The organism is Fictibacillus nanhaiensis (assembly GCF_042686385.1).
Taxonomy (GTDB): domain Bacteria; phylum Bacillota; class Bacilli; order Bacillales; family Fictibacillaceae; genus Fictibacillus; species Fictibacillus nanhaiensis.
Genome location: NZ_JBHUPF010000006.1, coordinates 2,045,692 through 2,064,962 on the forward strand (window position 1 = coordinate 2,045,692; position 19,271 = coordinate 2,064,962).

At 37.2% G+C, this 19,271-nt stretch carries 16 protein-coding genes; 2 read left to right on the forward strand and 14 right to left on the reverse strand.

All coding sequences use genetic code 11. The features are described from left to right. Positions 1-59 precede the first annotated feature (59 nt). From ACFS5O_RS14160 to ACFS5O_RS14200, 9 genes are all read right to left on the reverse strand, one after another. On the reverse strand, positions 60-776 hold the full coding sequence (locus ACFS5O_RS14160; RefSeq protein ID WP_205726295.1) for a YebC/PmpR family DNA-binding transcriptional regulator: 717 nt from the start codon (positions 774-776) through the stop codon (positions 60-62). A gap of 114 nt (positions 777-890) precedes the next feature. Next, positions 891-1,580 (reverse strand): response regulator, encoded by a 690-nt coding sequence (locus ACFS5O_RS14165; protein ID WP_205726294.1) that lies wholly within the window; start codon positions 1,578-1,580, stop codon positions 891-893. Positions 1,581-1,592: 12 nt separating this feature from the next. After that, positions 1,593-3,164, reverse strand: coding sequence for an ATP-binding protein (locus ACFS5O_RS14170; protein ID WP_205726293.1), 1,572 nt, complete (start codon positions 3,162-3,164; stop codon positions 1,593-1,595). Between the two features lie 65 nt (positions 3,165-3,229). After that, positions 3,230-4,756: a tripartite tricarboxylate transporter permease gene (locus tag ACFS5O_RS14175; protein WP_205726292.1), complete on the reverse strand. Its 1,527-nt coding sequence runs from the start codon at positions 4,754-4,756 to the stop codon at positions 3,230-3,232. A gap of 12 nt (positions 4,757-4,768) precedes the next feature. After that, the gene (locus tag ACFS5O_RS14180) at positions 4,769-5,230 is read right to left on the reverse strand and encodes a tripartite tricarboxylate transporter TctB family protein (protein ID WP_205726291.1); all 462 of its coding nucleotides are present in this window, start codon (positions 5,228-5,230) and stop codon (positions 4,769-4,771) included. Positions 5,231-5,288: 58 nt separating this feature from the next. After that, a complete protein-coding gene (locus tag ACFS5O_RS14185) occupies positions 5,289-6,305 on the reverse strand; it encodes a Bug family tripartite tricarboxylate transporter substrate binding protein (RefSeq protein ID WP_205727276.1) in 1,017 nt (338 codons plus the stop codon). A 169-nt stretch (positions 6,306-6,474) separates the two neighbouring features. Continuing rightward, the gene (speD, locus tag ACFS5O_RS14190) at positions 6,475-7,296 is read right to left on the reverse strand and encodes an adenosylmethionine decarboxylase (RefSeq protein ID WP_205726290.1); all 822 of its coding nucleotides are present in this window, start codon (positions 7,294-7,296) and stop codon (positions 6,475-6,477) included. 336 nt (positions 7,297-7,632) lie between these two features. Continuing rightward, positions 7,633-8,850, reverse strand: a complete 1,218-nt coding sequence (locus tag ACFS5O_RS14195) for an MFS transporter (protein ID WP_205727275.1) — start codon at positions 8,848-8,850, stop codon at positions 7,633-7,635. A gap of 62 nt (positions 8,851-8,912) precedes the next feature. Continuing rightward, positions 8,913-12,233, reverse strand: a complete 3,321-nt coding sequence (locus tag ACFS5O_RS14200; protein WP_205726289.1) for a hypothetical protein — start codon at positions 12,231-12,233, stop codon at positions 8,913-8,915. A 235-nt stretch (positions 12,234-12,468) separates the two neighbouring features. Here ACFS5O_RS14200 and ACFS5O_RS14205 point away from each other — a divergent pair, with 235 nt between their 5' ends. Both ACFS5O_RS14205 and ACFS5O_RS14210 read left to right on the forward strand, forming a co-directional pair. After that, positions 12,469-13,488: an acyltransferase gene (locus ACFS5O_RS14205; RefSeq protein WP_205726288.1), complete on the forward strand. Its 1,020-nt coding sequence runs from the start codon at positions 12,469-12,471 to the stop codon at positions 13,486-13,488. An 88-nt stretch (positions 13,489-13,576) separates the two neighbouring features. After that, the gene (locus tag ACFS5O_RS14210; protein WP_205726287.1) at positions 13,577-14,977 is read left to right on the forward strand and encodes a hypothetical protein; all 1,401 of its coding nucleotides are present in this window, start codon (positions 13,577-13,579) and stop codon (positions 14,975-14,977) included. Between the two features lie 57 nt (positions 14,978-15,034). Here ACFS5O_RS14210 and ACFS5O_RS14215 read toward each other — a convergent pair whose 3' ends face one another. The 5 genes from ACFS5O_RS14215 to ACFS5O_RS14235 all read right to left on the reverse strand — a co-directional run bounded on the left by ACFS5O_RS14215 (position 15,035) and on the right by ACFS5O_RS14235 (position 19,257). After that, on the reverse strand, positions 15,035-16,213 hold the full coding sequence (locus ACFS5O_RS14215) for an alanyl-tRNA editing protein (RefSeq protein WP_205726286.1): 1,179 nt from the start codon (positions 16,211-16,213) through the stop codon (positions 15,035-15,037). 114 nt (positions 16,214-16,327) lie between these two features. Then, positions 16,328-17,092, reverse strand: coding sequence for a MerR family transcriptional regulator (locus ACFS5O_RS14220; RefSeq protein WP_205726285.1), 765 nt, complete (start codon positions 17,090-17,092; stop codon positions 16,328-16,330). 150 nt (positions 17,093-17,242) lie between these two features. Beyond that, positions 17,243-17,818 carry a DUF2238 domain-containing protein gene (locus tag ACFS5O_RS14225; RefSeq protein ID WP_205726284.1) on the reverse strand — a complete coding sequence of 192 codons (576 nt, stop codon included), beginning with the start codon at positions 17,816-17,818 and terminating at the stop codon, positions 17,243-17,245. A gap of 7 nt (positions 17,819-17,825) precedes the next feature. Beyond that, positions 17,826-18,266, reverse strand: coding sequence for a GtrA family protein (locus ACFS5O_RS14230; RefSeq protein WP_205726283.1), 441 nt, complete (start codon positions 18,264-18,266; stop codon positions 17,826-17,828). Next, on the reverse strand, positions 18,220-19,257 hold the full coding sequence (locus ACFS5O_RS14235; RefSeq protein ID WP_205726282.1) for a glycosyltransferase family 2 protein: 1,038 nt from the start codon (positions 19,255-19,257) through the stop codon (positions 18,220-18,222). Before ACFS5O_RS14235 ends, ACFS5O_RS14230 begins: the two co-directional genes overlap by 47 nt. Positions 19,258-19,271: the final 14 nt, after the last annotated feature.

Genomic DNA, 19,271 nt, shown 5'->3' on the forward strand with positions numbered 1-19,271 from the left:
TCTGACAATAAAAACGAGCCTGCCCCATAAAAAAGGACCGGCCCATCACTTGAATAGAATTATTTCAGATCTACGTTATGATACACTTGCTGCACGTCTTCTAAATCTTCTAAGGCATCGATCAACTTCTCAAACTGAACCTGTGATTCTTCTGACAGTTCCACATCGTTTTGTGCAAGCATCGTAAGTTCTGCAACTGTAAATTCCGTGATACCTGCATTTTTAAATACTTCTTGCACAGCATGAAACTGATCAGGTTCAGCGTAAACAATAACTGATTCATCTTCTTCAATTACATCACGAACATCTAGATCTGCTTCCATCAACAATTCTAAAACATCATCAGCTGACTTTCCTTCTAGACCAATAACAGCTGTTGCATCGAACATGTAGGATACAGCTCCAGAAACACCCATGTTTCCATTATTTTTATTAAAGGCAGAACGTACTTCTGCAACTGTTCGATTCACATTATTCGTTAAAGTATCCACAATTATCATCGATCCATTCGGACCAAAGCCTTCATAACGTAGTTCGTCATAGTTTTCGTCAGATCCACCTTTTGCTTTTTCAATCGCACGGTCAATGATGTTTTTAGGTACACTATATGTTTTTGCTCGCTCTAAAACAACTTTTAACGATTGATTGGATTCCGGATCAGGCTCACCCTGTTTTGCTGCCACATAGATTTCGCGACCGAACTTAGCGTAAATTCGGCTCGTATTAGCGTCTTTTGATGCTTTCTTTTCTTTAATATTATTCCATTTACGTCCCATATTGCTCACTCTCTTTCAACTTTAAATCTATGTAGAACATTATACATCAACTTAACTAATTTTTAGTAGTATAAGAGTCGAACAAAAGCTACCTAGTTAACTGGTCGCTTTAGACTATAGTGCATATTTGTAAATTCTTTCTGGTCTGCCTACCCCTCCGTAAGTGATATCTGCTTTAGCTTTTTGTTCTGAAACAAGATATTCCAGGTATCGCCTTGCTGTTGTGCGGCTCACTCCGGTACGCTGTCCGAGGTCTTCAGCAGTAAAGCCTTTTTCGTTCTGCATCAAAATGGACAATATCTTTTCTAGTGTAATAGGATCTATTCCTTTTGGGAGAAAGAATGGTTCAACCTCGATCTTTTCGCGTTTTAATAATGTATCAATAATGTTCTGATTGATTTCTTTATCAGCTGATAATTGAGTAATGGATGATTTGTGCTCATTAAATCGTACGAGTGTATCTTTAAATCGCTGAAAGATGACAGGCTTGACAATATAATCAAAAATACCATCTTCCAATGCATATTTTAAAGTGTTGACTTCTGTTGCAGCTGTTACCATGATCACTTCGATTCCTCGAAACTCACTTCGAATCCACCTTAGTAGATCAAGTCCATTCATATCCGGAAAAAAGATATCTAAAATAACTAAATCAGGTCTTAATATAGAAATCTGTTCTTTTGCCTCTTCCTTATTTAGTGCAATTCCACATACTGAAAAGCCCTCTACTTTTTCGACGAATCTTTTGTTGATTTCTGCAATGCGAATGTCGTCTTCAACGATAAAAACTTCCCATGTACTCATGATGTCTATCCTCTATTCTTTTGGAATGATAACCGTGAAAAGCGTTGTTCCCACTTTTGTTCTCTCAAAAAAGACATGACCGTCTAATACTTCCACAGCTTGTTTGATTAAATATAATCCGTAGCCGCGATCTCGCCCTTTTGTAGAGAATCCCTTTTTATATAACATATTAGCGGTTTTCTCAGGAATCCCTTCTCCAGTATCCTCAACTTCTATGATTAGTTGCTCTCCAAAATCAGAAAGGCTAATTTTTACTATCGGCTCATGTGTTCTAGATTCAACTACAGCGTCCATGCCATTGTCTATTAGATTACCTATGATCGTAACCAGTAATTGTCTGTCGATCGAGTCCGGAATATCTTTTAGATGACTTGAAGGAACAATGGTGAATTTAACTCTCAACTCTTTTGAACGATTGAACTTGCCGATTAATAGACCGCCTATATATGGATCAGAAATATGATTCATTATAAATTGTGTGAAATGCTGATGAACATTTGATTCTTTCGTAATAATATCTTGTGCCTCTTGATAAGAACCTAGCTGTATAAGTCCGGATATTAAATACAGTTTATTAGAAAACTCATGTGTTTGAGCTCTTAAGCCTTCACTATAGCTTTTCACTTGCGCGAGTTCTTCATTTAATCGATAAAGCTCATCTCTGTTTCTAAATGTCGCAACCGCCCCTATTACTTGATTATGATGATCCACTATCGGAATACGATTCGCTATAACCTTCGTATTTCCTAGTTTCATTTGCTCGTCAAATTCGTTTTGGCCAGAAGCTATTACATCAAGTAATCTTGTATTTGGAATAGCTTTTAACACATTTTCACCTATTAATTTCTCATTTTCTGTTTCAAGCATCTGAAGTGCAGTATGATTGGCAAGGGTTATCTCACCTTCTCGATTAACAGCAATGACACCTTCTCTAATAGCTTCCAAGATTGCACTTTTTTCTTTGTATAGCATTCCGATCTCTTTTGGTTCCAAGCCATGTGTTGCTCTTTTCACACCTTTAGCGATCAATACGGAACCGACTATACCTAACAACAGAGTCAAGACGCCTATGATTATAATCTTTAGTTTATATGGCCAGATCTCTTCTTTGATCTGATCGGTTAAAAAGCCTACGGATACTAATCCAATGATCTCTCCGTCACTATTTCTAATCGGAGATTTTCCCCGCACAGCAGGTCCAAGCGAGCCTGTTGCTTCAGTAATACTCGGTTCACCCGATAAGGCTTTTCGGTTGTCTCCACCTACCATCTTCTTTCCTATGCGTTCTTTGATAGGGTGTGAATAACGAACACCTTCTTTGTTTCCCACTACGATATAATGAGCACCTGTTTTCTTTCTAATTTTCTCTGCATAAGGCTGGATCTGTTTAGAGGGGTCACCGCTTTCAAACGCATCAATAACAAGTGGATTGTTACTTACCGCATAAGAAACACTTAGCGCCCTCTCTCCAATTTGACTCTTCATCGTGTCTTCAAACATATTTTGAAAGATAACCGCTAAAATGGTGATCACTAAAAAGACTAGGGAACAGCTGATGAGAATTAATTTTGTTTGCAGTTTCATAGTTTCCCTCCGTAAAAATAGAAAAGACTTTCTCAGAATAGAAAGTCTTCTCTACCTATATTCTTTTATCCTTCAACGTTTACAACAACATTTTTTCCTTTTAACCGTAGAACAAAAGGTATAAGAATCCATAAAACGGAGCAAACCAGGAAAAATGCAGATATAGGCTGTTGAACAAATACCATAAAGTCACCGTTTGATGTTGTTAAAGCACGTCTCATGTTGTTTTCAATCATTGGCCCTAAAACTAATCCCAGTACTAGAGGAGCAATCGGATAATCATGTTGTGCTAATAAGTACCCGGCCAGTCCAAAGCCGATCAATAAAAACAAATCGAATGTGGTTACTTGTACAGCGTAAACACCAAAGACAGAGATAGCAATAATAATAGGCAGCAAATATTTCGCAGGTGTTTCAATAATTTTCGCAAAAACCTTAACAAGCGGCATGTTAAGGATAAGAAGCATCAAGTTTCCGATAAACATCGAAGCGATTAGCCCCCATGCCACGTCCGGGTGATCACTAAACAATAAAGGACCTGGCTGAACGTTATACATGATAAGAGCTCCCATAAGAATCGCTGTCGTTCCAGATCCCGGAATTCCGAGTGTTAATAATGGAATCATGGCTCCTCCTGAAGCTGCGTTGTTTGCTGACTCAGGAGCCGCAACTCCGGCAATCGCACCTTTTCCAAACTTTTCAGGATTTTTACTTATCTTCTTCTCAGAGATATATGAGAAGAAAGAAGCGAGTGTTGCACCTGCGCCTGGTAAGACACCAATAAAGAATCCTAAAAAAGAACCTCGGACAATCGGTCCGGCACTTTCTTTAAAATCCGCTCTAGAAGGGATGACTCTCCCAACTTTCGCAACCTTTTCCGTGTCTTCTTCCTTATGCAGAACCGTCTTAAACACCTCACCTAATGCAAACAGACCGACAGCAACCGTTAAAAATTCAAGTCCTCCAAACAGAACAGGAATATCATAGGTGAATCGAGCAACGCCAGAAACAGCATCGATACCGATCGTGGCGATCAAAAGTCCGGTTACGGTCATCATCCACGCCTTTGTGATTGATCCTCCCGCTAAGCCACTAACTGCGGCAAGGCCTAACAGCATTAGAGAGAAATACTCTGCAGGTCCGAATTTTAATGCCATCTCTGAAAGTGGATCTGCTAATAATACCAATCCGATGATGGAAACAATTCCGGCAAAGAAGGAACCGATTGCGGCGATTGACAAGGCAGCTCCTGCTCTGCCTTGTTTAGCCATTTGATAGCCATCAAGGGTTGTAACGACCGAAGAAGATTCACCAGGTGTGTTTAATAGAATAGATGTAGTTGATCCTCCGTACATCGCACCATAATAAACACCGGCTAAAAGAATGATCGAACTTGTAGCTGCTGCAGATGGATCCATTCCGCTTGTGAAAGTAGCTGTTACTGGTATCAAGAGTGCAACACCACTCATCGGTCCAATACCAGGTAAAACACCAACTGCAGTTCCGATCAATACACCTATAAAAGCAAAGAATATGTTATGTGGCTGTAGCGCTGTTTGAAAGCCTTGCATCAAAAAATCCATAACACCCATATAAATTTCCTCCTAACTAAGCCATATTGGCATTCCAGGCAAAGATCCTTCCAACACAACAACGAATAAGAAATAGACAAAGAATGAGAATGCCAAAGCAACAATTCCATTTTTTATCCAGCTTCCTCTTTCCATCGCTTGAAAAGATACATACAAAAATAAGAAAGTACTAATGATATAACCTAACATTTCAATAGTACCTGCGTAGAAAATACTTGCTAGTAAAATGATGACAAAACGTTTGATCTGTAACTCATCCGTTTTCTTCTTTTCTTTCTGAATATTTTTTAATGATTCAAGAAAAAGTTTAACGCTAAGTAGAATAAGAATAAGTCCTAAGAGAAAAGGAAAAACATTAGGTCCTACTTCACTTCCATAAGCACTTTTTGAGATATTTCGACTTTCTATTAAAAATGTTGCTCCTAGTAATGCAAATAAGATACTTGCATATCTGTCAAATTTTCCTGTCTGCAATGTACTTCCCTCCTTATTTGAAAAATGGAGAAGTAGAAATACTTCTCCATGTCACAAACTATTTGTTCATCCCTAAGGATTTCAATAAATCTTCTACTTGTTTTTCTTGATCTTTTAAGAAGGTTTCAAATTCTTTACCATCTTTAAATTCCGCTTCCCAACCGTTCCGCTCAAGCTCGTCCTGCCACTCTTTACTTTCATTTAATTTCTTCAATGTTTTATCCCAATAAGCAACAGCACTATCAGACATCTCTTTTGGTCCGAAGACACCTCTCCAAATCGTGAATTCAGCATCGATTCCAGCTTCTTTAAATGTTGGTATATCTGCAAGGTCACCTTTTAATCGTTCCGTTGAAGAAATACCAAGGACTTTTACTTTTCCAGCTTTTAAATATTCGCCTACCGCCGAAGCATCAGTTGCAATATAATCTGCGTTGCCTCCCAATAGAGCTGCGATTGCCTCACCACCGCCATCGTATGAAACATACTTAACCGTTTTAGGATCAATGTCAGATTTGTAAGCTGGAAGAACAGCTACAAGGTGGTCCATGGACCCTGGTGCAGATCCACCAGCTGCTGTAACAGACTTAGGATCTTTTTTAACAGCTTCCATCAACTCTTTTAGATTGTTGTATTTAGAATCTTCTTTAACAACGATGGCTCCAAAATCTTTTGTTAGTTGAGCAAGTGGTGTTGTATCCTGAAAGCCGTATGGACTGTTGCCTTCCTTTTTCAAGTTGTTGATTAAGATGGGCGGAGAGCTTACAAAAAGTTTGTAATCATCCTTCTTATGCTGTGTGGCATATTCTGCAAGATAGACAGCGCCACCTCCACCTGGTTTATTCTCAACTGTTATCGTTTGATCAACCATTTTGGTTTCCCCAAGAATCTTAGACAGTGAGCGTGCCGTTAGATCCCAACCACCTCCAGCGCCTGATGGAGCCACTACTGTAATAGGTTTTTTGGGATAATCAGATTCCCCTGCATTCGACCCAGAACCTGATGAACTGCAAGCTGTAAGTGAAGAAAGTATCACACCTGCTACAAGCCACTTTTTCCATTTCATCGTTTTCATCATTCACATCCCCCTTAATTTTGATAGCGCTTTCATTTCCCTTTTCATAATCCTATCACTCGCTTTATCAAATGGAAGTTTAAGGACATAAAATGCATTTTGTTCATATTGTTCACACAAAAAAAGACCACTAAGATTATCTCCTAGTGATCCAAGACTGACTAAGCTTTTACCGTTTAGATGATGATTGAATATTTCTTCCGTAAAAAATCTCGTCCATCTCAGCATTGATCAATCCTGTAATGTGTTTTTGAGTTTCGCTATCGATTTCATCCTTTGTATACCCAAAAAGGTAGTTATTGAGTTCAAAATGCTTTAACTTACACTTTGTGTGAAAGATATTTTCTTGATAAATATTCGTATCAATCATCGTATATGTTTCTTTTATATCAGAAGACAAATAGTTCTGTATGGAACTAATATCATGGTCAATGAACAGCTTGTGACCTTTGATATCCCTCGTAAATCCTCTAACCCGATAATCTATCGTCACAATATCCATGTCAAAGGAATCGATCAGATGATTGAGTGCTTTAAGCGGAGAAATTTCTCCACAGGTGGAAACATCTATATCCGCTCTAAACGTACTGATTCCTTCATCAGGATGAAATTCAGGATATGTATGAACCGTTAAGTGACTCTTATCAAGTTGCATAACAACAGATTCTGGCATAGCTGTTGAATTTTCATCAAATGAATCGGTGGGTACTTCCACAATCGGTCCTTCTGAGACGAGTACAGTAACACTAGCACCCTGCGGTACATAATCTTGTTTAGCTATATTTAGAACATGAGCTCCTATCGTATCAGAAACAGTTTGCAAAATATTCGTAAGTCTTTCAGCGTTGTATTGTTCATCGATATACTCAAGATACGCTTCTCGCTCTTCTCTCGTTTTCGTATAGCAAACATCGTACAGATTAAAGCTAAGAGATTTGGTGAGATTATTAAACCCATGTAATGTTATACGGTGATCTGGTGAGATAGACATATGATAGATTCCCCTTATATTTTAGACATTCAAGATTTATTGTAATAATGATGGAAATATATCTATAATACCCATTTCCACAGTTTAAAAAACGGTTCGTGGATGAAATGACGCCTACAGTATTTTATGATGGTTTGATTCTAGCCGTTAATTAAATATATAAATAGTGAATCCACAAATTTAGAACTCCAATCCACGAGATTTTGCTGTTTATCCACGAGTTTACAATCTTCGACACTTATTGACACATACACCATTGCGGTTCAGCTAGAGCTAACACGATGCATAAAAAAAAAACCCTCAAACGCTATACCAAGCTTTTGAGGATCTTTTCATTTAGGCTTTCTCGACTTCAGCCATCGGAACAACTTTTTGTCTAATAAGCGGGAGCATCGTCAATATTCCGATTGCAAATAGAAGTGCTGCCCCCTCAAACATCAACACAAGTGAAAAAGTTTCTTTTAGCCAACCGGTAATCGACATCGTAAGAACCATCGCACCCATAAATAATGGATTTAATATACCATTAACACGGCCGATGAATTTAGCCTCTGTATTCTGGAGAATGAGTGTATTGATACCGATGTGAACGCATGGCATGAATAGACCACTTATAAACTCGGCCGATAAGGTCAACCAGAAATGTTCGGAGAATCCCATAATCATAAATCCGATCGCACTTGCTCCCATTCCTAGAGCCAATAATAATTGTGGTTTCACTTTGCTTGCGATTCCTATCGTCAAACCACCGCCTAGAATCATTCCCGTTCCAAATGCCGCCATGAGCCATTGCAACTCTTCTTTAGGAAGACCAAGTTGCTCTGTAACTAAGAAGACCGTTAAAGGCTGTGTTAACCCTAAAGCTAATCCAGCAACAGCGAAACATGCACCAAGTAAAGTTAAAGAGCGTCTGTTAAGTACATAGCTGAAACCTTCCTTCATTTCTAACCAGATCGATGGTTTCTCCTCTGTCTTTTCCACTTCTTCATCAGGAGGAAGTAATAAGAGAATAACAGCAGACAATACGAACGCGATTCCCATGATTGCGATAGCTGTTGTAATCCCAAACTGCTGGTAAACATACGTCCCGAGAATTGGACCTAGAATCATAAATACAGCAAAAAGTGTTTGATACATCGACATCCCTAACTGTACCATTTCCTCAGGTACATGAATCTTAAATAACTTCATACCTGATGGCTGAGAAAATTGAGACAAGATCGATGAAACGAGCGTTGCAAAGAATATGACCTTCCAGCTTCCAAAAAGCAGTGTTAATAATACGACAAAGATAGATACAGCGCTTAATAAATCACACCAAATCATCGTCTTTTTGGGTTTCCATCTATCAGCAAACGTTCCACCGATAAATGAAAACAAGAATATTGGAGCAAACTCTGCTACTGATATTAAAGATACCGCGATTGGATTTTCGTTCGTTTTTTCTATCACGTACAATAGGATGGAATAGTTACGAACCCATATCCCGATCTGTAAAAAGAGTACCGAAAAAAGAATGGTACGAATTACTTTGTTTTGAAAAAGCATACCCATTGTGATTTTGGGTTTGTTTTGATCTTGTTCCACTTCATTAATCCCCCTTATTAGAAGAGAAGTTATTTCCACTCTCCAAACCAATGTTTCCATTTATTTAAAATTATATCCTTTAATGGTGGAGAATCAATTCCTTTTTGTTTCTTGAATTCATTATAACTCGCAAATCCAATGAGAAGGATTCCTGTTAATAATAAGTATACCCACCAAGGCATGTTCCCCCAATATGGACGTGTTTGAACCAAGACATTCAGAAGTAGTACGATCAATCCAGTAAAGAAATAACTTTTTTGTTTTGAGATAAATCCATAAATGATACTAGCAAATGATAAAGAACCAAGTATGATCGCATCCATTACTTGATAACTGTCTATCGCATCGATCATCAATGTTATCCCTATTACACCAAGTAACACATATTGAATTATGTTAGCTAAATGTTCCGATATGTCCCACATTTTTCTTGTGATCACATAACTTAACAAAATCCAAGGAAGTATCATTAATTCAGTTTGAATAATAACTGGGATCTCAAATTGATCAAGGAGTGAATAATAAGAGAACAGGGCAAGTAAGCTGGAACATGTTTGGAGTATTCTCTTTCCAATCAAAACATTTAACAACCGATTTCCTTGAACATAAAGAAGAATAGCAAGTATGACTAGACCAATCGTTGTTAACACATTTTCCGATCGCACCAATCCTGTAAGCACATAAAGTATTCCAAAAACTGCAAAGAAATCAAATTGAAGATAATCTGATTTTTTATATAACGTTGTAAAGAAATACATACCTGCAAGTGAAATCGAAATTCCAGAAATGTACCATGCGAGTGAATACATTTCTGTAGCCGTATTATTCATCATTACCCAATCTTCTATATCTATCATTAAATAGATCAGCAATATTACAGATGCGTACGTCCAGTATCTCTTTAACGATTGATAGAACAAGATGAAGCCGATTAAGACAAGAGTATGGATAATAAGATAGACCTCATTAAACTCTCTAATCGTAATATACTCTCCCAAGAAAATGACGGAAAAAGGAACAATGAAGGGCCTTAATCGCTTTCTCCATTCATTGTTAAAAATAAAGTAGAAACCAGCTAGAAGTATGCTGTAAACAACAGGACCTTCATTCGTCAGCCATTCTCTAATAAAGTAATGGAATCCAATTGCTAAGAATATCAAGCTAGCGTAAAAATTATATCTGATCTCTATCTCCTTGCGAGCACGGAACACGTAAACTCCATATACTGTAGCAAGTAGTATGAAAGGAGCTGCTGAAGTTGTTACGAGTAAAGCATAAAAGCCTATGATTAAGGTTATTAAGTGAGAAACAGCTTTCGTTGGATATTCACTACTTAAGTCAATCTTGTGGATTACCTCGCTACTCATTAATAACAAATAGGAAATGAGGATGAACGCATAAACGGATTCCTCAGTACCTATTGTAAATCCAAGGAGTTCCGCTACATGATTAAGTGCAAAGAATAATGCAATCTGTATACCAGAGTACCCAATCGCCCACTTAAAATGGTTAGTGAAAAACCATAACACTAGCATTAGAAATATAGACGATAGAATTTTTAGCCACGTAAAATCACTTTCGACTAAGGTGACAAGGAAATTTAAAATCGTCGTTATGGTCGTAATAGAAATAAATGAAGTTGCAAGCTGCTTCTGCTTTCTTTGCCAAAGATAGACTACTAAAGTGACGACACTGCCAAGAAGTAAAGAGTATGATAATGTCGGTGATGGCAAGTACTTCATCCCCAAAAGGCAGAAACTAAAAAAAGTAAAAATGGGTACAAGCCAGGTGGCTAACATTCTTTCTTTTCCATTTTCAATTAAGAAATGACGAACAGATAGTATGATCAAAATAACAGAAATCATACTTCCTTGACCATAATAAATGAATTCCAAGGATAATAGAAAACTAATAAATAATCCTCCACCACCCACTATTAGGCTTGCTCTGTTCAGTGGTTTGAGATACTGTCCGATAGAATAAGATAATGCGCTTGAGATACCGATTGCTAGCGTCCAATAATCTTCAAAGCGATCACCCGTCACCTGATACACTTCCATAAACGCACAGAATAGATAAAACGGTGCCAAATATTTAAAGAAGAAAAACGTAGAATTGTAGCTTAAGAATATAAAGTTACCAGCTAAAACAAGATACCCTAATAACAACCACACACTGCCTTCTCCTACAGACAATAACACGCCTTCAACAGTTATATATAAGAAAGCAAGTATAGATATTACTCCATTAGCAAGCTGATAATATTTTTTTAAAACTGTATCTGAAAAATTAGCAACCACCACTAATACGAGTGGTATAAGCACGATCAAGAACAAACGATATTCTATTAATAGAGAGTTTTGAATCATTTGATAAAGACCATACGTGATAAAACCAATAAAGAAAAGTTCATATTCTTTTCTTTGATTGACCATTCTCATCGATAAGTATAATACGGCAGTTAAGATGATATTGAAGCTTTGATAAAGTTGATTTTCAAATAGAATTAATATGAACAGTGTCGATAGAATCAAGTTAACTTGTATAAACAAAGGTAAGATTTGAAGATATATAGATTGCTTTGCTTTTTGGAAATGATATAAAAGAATAAACCCTACATTTCCTAATGCATAAACAAAATAAAAAGCTTCCTTTGTTAAGCCAAACGAGAGGATTAAATACGCATACCCAATTGCGGTAGCAACAAAAGTAAACCAGCTGAATAGTTTGGATTTAAAGTATACTCCAAAATAATAATAGATCGGTGTACAAACAACTGTCGTCATAACACCTAATATATATCTTCCCTCCCCATTAAAACTGAGCCATTCTCCAAATAATTCAAAATAACCAGCTGAGAGTACGGTAATGGGAATAAACAAAGCAAACAGAACAAAGAACGTAAAGGCAGTTTTTCTAATATGAAGTACTTTTTCTGAAAGTGCGCCTAGGCCACCAAATAATAAAGCGATACCTCCAACTAACATCGTTTTTGTAATCGAGCTAAAGACTTCCCAGTTGCTTGTAGCTAGAGTAAGTCCTCCTAATAAAAGCAGAATTACTCCCGCTGCCATTATGGTTGTAAGATTTCTTTCTCTTCTCTGTTCAGGTGTGATTTCCACTTTCGGCTTTATTGGTGGAGGAGTTATTGTTTTTACTGGCTGTGGATTATGTTTAGGTTCATCACTCGAAACTTTTGCTGTATGTACAATCGTATCGTTAATTTCTTTTCTTCTAACATCTTCTCTATATCTGTAATAACCATCAAGCACGTTTAAATAATCCTTCTTCTTTACATATCCTCCTTCTCTTAACTCGTTTAGATCTTTAATAAACCTGGACTGGTCCATCATACTGCCCCCTAATCTTCTCCTTTGTTGAATGTATGTAACAAAAAGAAAAGAGATAACATATAGTTACCTCTTTTCGTTATCGTACTTATAACAGTAATAATTTTACATTAATTCCAATTTGGTGTCACTATTTACTGTTGTTAATGCTCAAAGAATTTAACATAAAATGTTGGAATGCCAAAGGAATGTTCATACTGATAGTAGTGTATAAATTCTTAAAGGTGGCACAGAAATGGAGCGTATTTATTCCATTGATTATATAAAATTTTTTGCGATATTTGCTGTTGTTGTCATACATGTTTTTCCTCTAGATGGGTTTGCGGGTTATTTCATTATCGATAATGTAGCTAGGTTTGCTGTTCCCTTTTTCTTTGCAGCATCTGGTTACTTTTTTGCACAAAAGATGAAACATGAAGATGCCCCTTTTCTCTATTTTAAAAGCTATTGTTTGAAGTTAATTAAGCTGTATTTGGTTTGGTTGATTTTTTACACTTGCTATGATGTTGTTCTAATCTTACTTGATGAAGTTCATATTGCCGAAAAACTGAAAGCATATTTTGAACAATTTACGTTATTAAATCTTTTGTATTATGGAAAAGGGACGAGCGGCTATCAGCTCTGGTTTTTGACAGCGTTAATTTGGTCAACGATCGCTGTTTATGTATTTTTTAGGTTTAAACAAATCACTTTACTCTTTTTGATTAGCTTTTGTTTAAACTTGATTGGCCTATTAGGTCAGGCATACACAATGTTTATTAAATTTCCTATTAACAGCACTCGTGATGCAATGTTCTTTGGGTTATTTTACACGACACTTGGCGTATTCTTCGCATCAAATAGCCGGCTGAGCGGTTTAAATAAAGTTAGTGGACGGACGTTTTTGGGTTTAGCTCTTATCGGTGCAGTTGTTCAACCAATGGAAGGGTATATATTAGACAAAGTATTGTCAGGTAGCCATGGCGAATATTTTTTCTCAACGATTCTTTTAACAGCGTTTTTATTTTTATTTGCCCTTAATCATAAAAAGTTAGGAAAAGGTTTATATGTTACAAAAGTAGGAGCTAATGCTTTAGGCATATATATCATTCACGTGTTTTTGTTAGATGTGTTTAATAAATTTATTAAATTTGTACATTTAGATCATTTATCGGAGAACTTTATCTGGAATTTGTGCTATACCCTCTTTATCTTTACATTCTCTTATTTCACTTATGATTATCTTCAAAAAATAAAACGCAACGTTAAGCAGTAAAAGTTCTCCTCACCCCTTTTCCTCCCCATCATATTCTGTATTACATGACGAAAGGGCTATTCACCCATTTCACAAGGGAGGAATACAGATGGGCGTTGAACTTACAGCGCTGCATTGGATTTATGTTGTGTTTATCGGTTTAATCATAGGTTTTATGGTGAAAAGACGCGATACGACTCTGATCTGTATTGTGGGTATTTTTTTAATTGCTATAACAGCTACAGGTTCTTTAAGTGGTTCGATAAGTAGTATATTTAATAGTTTCATTTATGCGATCACCGAACTTCTACCTACGATTCTTGTGATCTCTATTATCGTTGCTATGAGCAGAACCCTTACCACAACAGGGATTAATGATGTGATGATTTCGCCGTTTTCTAAATTAATACGTACTCCGTCACTTGCTTATTGGACGATAGGTATTCTAATGATGATCATTTCGTGGTTCTTCTGGCCTTCGCCGGCAGTGGCACTTATGGGTGCTGTACTTCTGCCTGTAGCTATTCGTGTTGGTCTTCCTGCTCTAGGTGTAGCCATGGCCATGAACTTGTTTGGTCACGGAATAGCTCTTTCGGGTGATTTTATTATTCAAGCTGCGCCAAAATTAACAGCTGATGCTGCAGGACTTCCGGTCAGTGAAGTAATTGATGCGAGTATTCCGCTCGTATTTGTAATGGGATTAGTTACTATAATAGCGGCGTTCTATTTTTTAAAGCGAGATTTGAAGTCAGGTAAGTTGAATAGCACGACTGGGGTAACGGCTGAACGGATAAAGGAAACAACGGATCAAGAATTAAGTTTGTTGTCACAGGGAAAGAAGCGATTCTTTGCTCTGTTTATTCCGTTAATGTTTGCTCTTGATGTAGCTGCCATGTCGATTCTCAATTTACAAGGCGGAGATGCAACAGCGCTGATCGGTGGGACCTCAGTCTTTATCCTTCTTTTAATTACGATGGTGAGTCATAAAAATAAGGGCTTAGAGAAAACAACTTCTTATCTAATTGATGGTTTTCAATTTGGATTTAAAGTTTTTGGTCCTGTAATTCCAATTGCAGCGTTCTTTTACCTTGGAGATTCAGGTTTTGCTAAAATTATTGGTGAGTTTCTTCCAAAGACATCTCACGGAATCGTAAACGATCTTGGTGTAGCACTTGCGTCTGTTGTTCCTTTAAGCAAGGAGATTGGTGCCATAACTTTAACAGCTGTAGGAGCCATTACGGGTCTAGATGGTTCTGGTTTTTCAGGTATTTCGTTAGCAGGCTCGGTTGCGAACATATTTGGAACAGCAATTGGTGCTGGTGCCGCTACTCTGACTGCATTAGGTCAAATCGCAGCCATTTGGGTTGGTGGAGGGACTTTGGTGCCTTGGGCATTGATTCCCGCGGCGGCGATTTGTGGTGTCGATCCATTTGAACTCGCTAGAAGAAACCTAAAACCAGTTACCATTGGCTTAGTAGTAACAACGATTGTGGCAATTTTCTTGATATAAAAAAAGGAGTGTGGGCATGTGCCTCACTCCTTTTCTGCTATGTTATCTTTTGTTTGTTTATAAATCCTTAGAGAGGTTCTCCCGAGCAAATTCTACAAAACGTTGCATGTCTTCTGTTGAAGAAAAACCAGCTTGAGCGGATGTATCGCTTCCGCCCCCTTTACCATTGAATGAGCTAAGGTATTCTTTGAAAAATTTGCCGCACTGAATTTCGTTTGTTCCGTTATGCATGAATATAATACGATTATCTTGTATTGCAGCAAATAAAATGAGTAACTCATTTTCATTTGCAATTTTTATTGCAAGCTCTTTTGTATCATCAAACGATTTTTCTTTAAATACATACGTAAGGAAATCATTTGTTACATGTGTAAGAATTTCTTTTGCTAAATAACTATTGTTCTCTTCTTTAAGACGCTTCATTTCCACTTCCATATCTAGCTGATCCGCTTCCCATTTCTCTAAGCGATTTAAAACATCATTTCGGCCGGTGTTAAATTTAGCAGCTATCAATCCAAGGATCTTCAAACTCTCATTATAATCAACAAGTGCTCGTATACCGCATTTGAAATATAATCTTACCGCTCCTTTTTGTTTCTCAGCTTTTAATAGTTTTATGATGCCAATTTCAGCTGTTGAACGGACATGTGTGCCTCCGCAAGCATTGTGCTCAACTCCTTCAATTTCAACGATTCGTATGTTCTCTGTAATTTTAGGCATTTTTAATAATGGTAATTGTTGAAGCTCTTCATCGTTAACAAAGTAAGTATGTACCATTCTATTTTTATAAATTTCTTCATTAACTGCTTGTTCGAGCCTATCCATTTGATTCTGATTCAGCACATCCATCTCTATATCGATCGTCGCATATTCTGTTCCTAGATGAAAACTGATTGTTCGTGCGCCATGTAAGGAATAACAAACAGCTGATAACAGATGCTGTCCGCTATGATGCTGCATGTGGTCAAACCTTCTATCCCAATTCAACTTACAATTTACCGAAGATGTTTCTGGCAGCCTGTCCAATTGGTGAATCACTTCATCCTTTTCAGTAAACACATCCAAGACATTTATGCCATTGATGGTCCCAGTATCATTCGGCTGGCCGCCACCTGTTGGATAAAAAGCGGTACTCTCTAAAACAATAAAAAATTTACCGTCGTTATCAAATGATTTCTTTATGGTTGTTTCCCATTCGATTGTATACGGTGAAGAATAATATAGTTTTTCAGTCATATCATGTCATCCCTTCTTTCACTCTTTCCTTAGTTTAAACGAACCTGGGTAATGAATAAAACAAAAAGGAGATAACCTTCGATGGTTATCTCCTTTACCAGTCTTGCTAAATCGCTAATTTCTCTTCCCTGTATAAATGTGGATCGCATCTCTTAAAAATTTCGCCGTTCCTGGCTGCTCTTTATCATAATATGCCGTGAACCGTTCGTCATCCACATACATCTGTGCAAGACCCGCATGTGCTTCTTTGCTGTATTCGTTCCAGTACAACATCAGCCATTGTTTATGAAGATCAGCTGCTTTTTGAGCCAGTTCTCCTGCAGGGTCACTTGTTTCGAGTGCTTTAGCAAGTATCGTGTGAATTTCTTCAGCAAGTTTTGTTGCTGTATCATGCTCACCTTGAATCATGTTTAACACTTTTTCGTTTGATTGATTTACAGCATGATCTCCGTATTTTTCACGAATCTCTTTACCATATTTTTGTTCATTCTCTTCAACCATTTGCTGTTTAAACCCTTCAAATTTCTCTTTATCTGTCATCGTAATTCTCCCTTCGTTAGCTGCAATCGTCTGATCCACATTCGCGATTAGACGGTCTAACTGTTCTCGTTTGTTCAGGAGTTTTTCACGGTGTTCATGGAGTGCTACAGCTGCATTAAATGTTGGTGATGTTATGATTTCCTTTATTTGATCTAATGGAAGCCCGAGTTCTTTGTAGAATAAAATTTGCTGTAGTCTATTCACTTCCTCCTCACCATATATACGATATCCGGACGAGTTGATTCTTGCCGGCTTAAGAATTTCAATCTCATCATAATAACGTAAAGTTCTGGTGCTGACTCCCGCCAATAAACCAAGCTTCTGAATGGTGTATTCCATGTGATCACCTCCTGACAATTCTCACTTTACACCTTTACGCAACGTGAAGGTCAATAGGTATTCTAAAACTTTTTTAAACAAATTTATTAAATAAAAAAACGCATATTCATAGGAAATATGCGTAAAATGTGGTTTTGTGTGGTTGTTTCCTTAAGACATCTTAAATCTTTTTTTTGTTTTCACTGCTGCAATTGCTGCTATAACGATTGCTCCTGTGGTATCGGCAATTAAATCCACCATCGTATCAAAGTTTCCTCCGCCTTGTAAGGTCATATTAAAAAATTGATCCATGCTGAATTCATAAATTTCCCACACGACCCCGCCAAAAACGGAAAAGGCAAGTACGAATAAGAATACGAGCCAATAAGAGATATCATTCCTACTATGTTGATGTGTCATTCGTTCATAAAGAGCGATTGCCACAAATGCCAATAATGCGCCACTTAATAGGTGTAAGAAGGTATCCCACCAGCCTAAATGGTAAAAGCCCAAAATGGACCCTAAATATTGTGAAGCAAATAAAAAGGCAAAATAGGAAATCATGATTGGCATATTAAACTTTATTTTCGTAAAAAGGATCAAGCACAACGGAATAAGTCCGCAGAATATTGCCCCAAAAGCAACCTGATAACTATGTGTTTCACCTTTCGTAAAATAATAAAAACAAAGGTAAGCCATAAATATGACGTACGCAGCACTTAGTATCAGAAGAAATTTACGTTTCACGATATGGTCACCTCGTTTTATTAAATACCAAATACTTTTGTCCGAAATAGTTCATTAGGGTATATAGACAAGCTCCGAACAATACGGAAGCTTCTTTATTCGTAACTAGAATGAAGCTTGTATCGTTAAGTACTCCGGACCATAGTAGATCGCTCATACCATAACCGCCAAAATAAGAAATTAAAATTACCGCCACAAACCGTATGCCACTCGCTCCCAATGAAGTGTTGCTTTTAAATGTGAAATTACGGTTTAAAACATAACTAATTACAGCACCACTTGTGTTACCAATGAATGTAGACATCCAATAGCTCATTCCAATTCCGTTCATCAAGAGAAAAATAATAGAAAGTCCTATACATGTATTTACGATGCCAACTAATAAAAAGCGGATAAGGGAGTTAGTTGGTTTCAGGAAGTTTTCGAAGGTTGAGATTATAAGATTCATCTTTCACTCTCTGTGTATTCGTTAATGGAAGTGGCTGTGTAAATGTTTTTGAATCGATTTCAACAATGAACTTTGGCCTGCGCTTTGACTCTTTATAAATCTTTCCAATATACTCTCCGATAAGCCCTATCCCTATGAGTTGAAGACCCCCAATCAGCCATATGGATGTAATCAGTGAAGTCCATCCCGTTTCAGTTTCTCCGATCCATTTCAAGGAGATAAAATATACCCCGAATAGTAAGCTGACAAAAAAAGAAACAAGACCTGTAATTAAAACGAATCTAATGGGAGTTACAGAAAAAGAAGTAATTCCATCGAATGCAAAATATAGCATCTTCTTTAACGGATATTTTGTCTCACCTGCTAGGCGCTCTTTTCGATCATAAAATACAGAGGTTGATTTATATCCAATTAAAGGAACAATACCTCGTAAAAACATATTAACTTCCTCGAATTTTTCTAGTTCTTGTAAGGCTCGTTTACTCATTAAACGGAAGTCTGCATGATTATAGACAAGGTTGACACCCATTTTGTTCATCAATCTATAAAAGAACTCCGCAGTGCTACGCTTAAAAAATGTGTCACAATCTCTTTTTTTCCTTACACCATATACGATGTCATGCCCTTTTTTAAACATATCAACAAATGACGGGATTACATGTATATCATCTTGAAGATCAGCATCAATGGATAAAACACAATCAGAAGTATCTTTTGCAGTAAATAGGCCAGCTAGTAAAGCATTCTGATGTCCAACATTACGAGAAAGTTTTAAGCCTCTAATATGATTTCCTTGTAAACTTCCTTTATGGATGATTGACCAAGTTAAGTCCTTGCTGCCATCATCTACAAACAACAAGTTACTTTCACTTGAGATCTGTTCCTCAGCTATCATTATCATCAGAAGTTTATGCAAGGAATCAATCGTTGTAGGCAATACCTCTTCCTCGTTGTAACAAGGAACAACAATTGTCAAAACCGGTTGTTTCATATGTGCACCTCCTG

Bases quoted from the DNA above. Each gene is read 5' to 3' on its own strand.
- ACFS5O_RS14160 (WP_205726295.1), bottom strand. From the start codon at position 776: ATGGGACGTAAATGGAATAATATTAAAGAAAAGAAAGCATCAAAAGAC.
- ACFS5O_RS14165 (WP_205726294.1), bottom strand. From the start codon at position 1,580: ATGAGTACATGGGAAGTTTTTATCGTTGAAGACGACATTCGCATTGCA.
- ACFS5O_RS14170 (WP_205726293.1), bottom strand. From the start codon at position 3,164: ATGAAACTGCAAACAAAATTAATTCTCATCAGCTGTTCCCTAGTCTTT.
- ACFS5O_RS14175 (WP_205726292.1), bottom strand. From the start codon at position 4,756: ATGGGTGTTATGGATTTTTTGATGCAAGGCTTTCAAACAGCGCTACAG.
- ACFS5O_RS14185 (WP_205727276.1), bottom strand. From the start codon at position 6,305: ATGAAAACGATGAAATGGAAAAAGTGGCTTGTAGCAGGTGTGATACTT.
- speD (WP_205726290.1), bottom strand. From the start codon at position 7,296: ATGTCTATCTCACCAGATCACCGTATAACATTACATGGGTTTAATAAT.
- ACFS5O_RS14195 (WP_205727275.1), bottom strand. From the start codon at position 8,850: ATGGGTATGCTTTTTCAAAACAAAGTAATTCGTACCATTCTTTTTTCG.
- ACFS5O_RS14200 (WP_205726289.1), bottom strand. From the start codon at position 12,233: ATGGACCAGTCCAGGTTTATTAAAGATCTAAACGAGTTAAGAGAAGGA.
- ACFS5O_RS14205 (WP_205726288.1), top strand. From the start codon at position 12,469: ATGGAGCGTATTTATTCCATTGATTATATAAAATTTTTTGCGATATTT.
- ACFS5O_RS14210 (WP_205726287.1), top strand. From the start codon at position 13,577: ATGGGCGTTGAACTTACAGCGCTGCATTGGATTTATGTTGTGTTTATC.
- ACFS5O_RS14215 (WP_205726286.1), bottom strand. From the start codon at position 16,213: ATGACTGAAAAACTATATTATTCTTCACCGTATACAATCGAATGGGAA.
- ACFS5O_RS14220 (WP_205726285.1), bottom strand. From the start codon at position 17,092: ATGGAATACACCATTCAGAAGCTTGGTTTATTGGCGGGAGTCAGCACC.
- ACFS5O_RS14230 (WP_205726283.1), bottom strand. From the start codon at position 18,266: ATGAATCTTATAATCTCAACCTTCGAAAACTTCCTGAAACCAACTAAC.
- ACFS5O_RS14235 (WP_205726282.1), bottom strand. From the start codon at position 19,257: ATGAAACAACCGGTTTTGACAATTGTTGTTCCTTGTTACAACGAGGAA.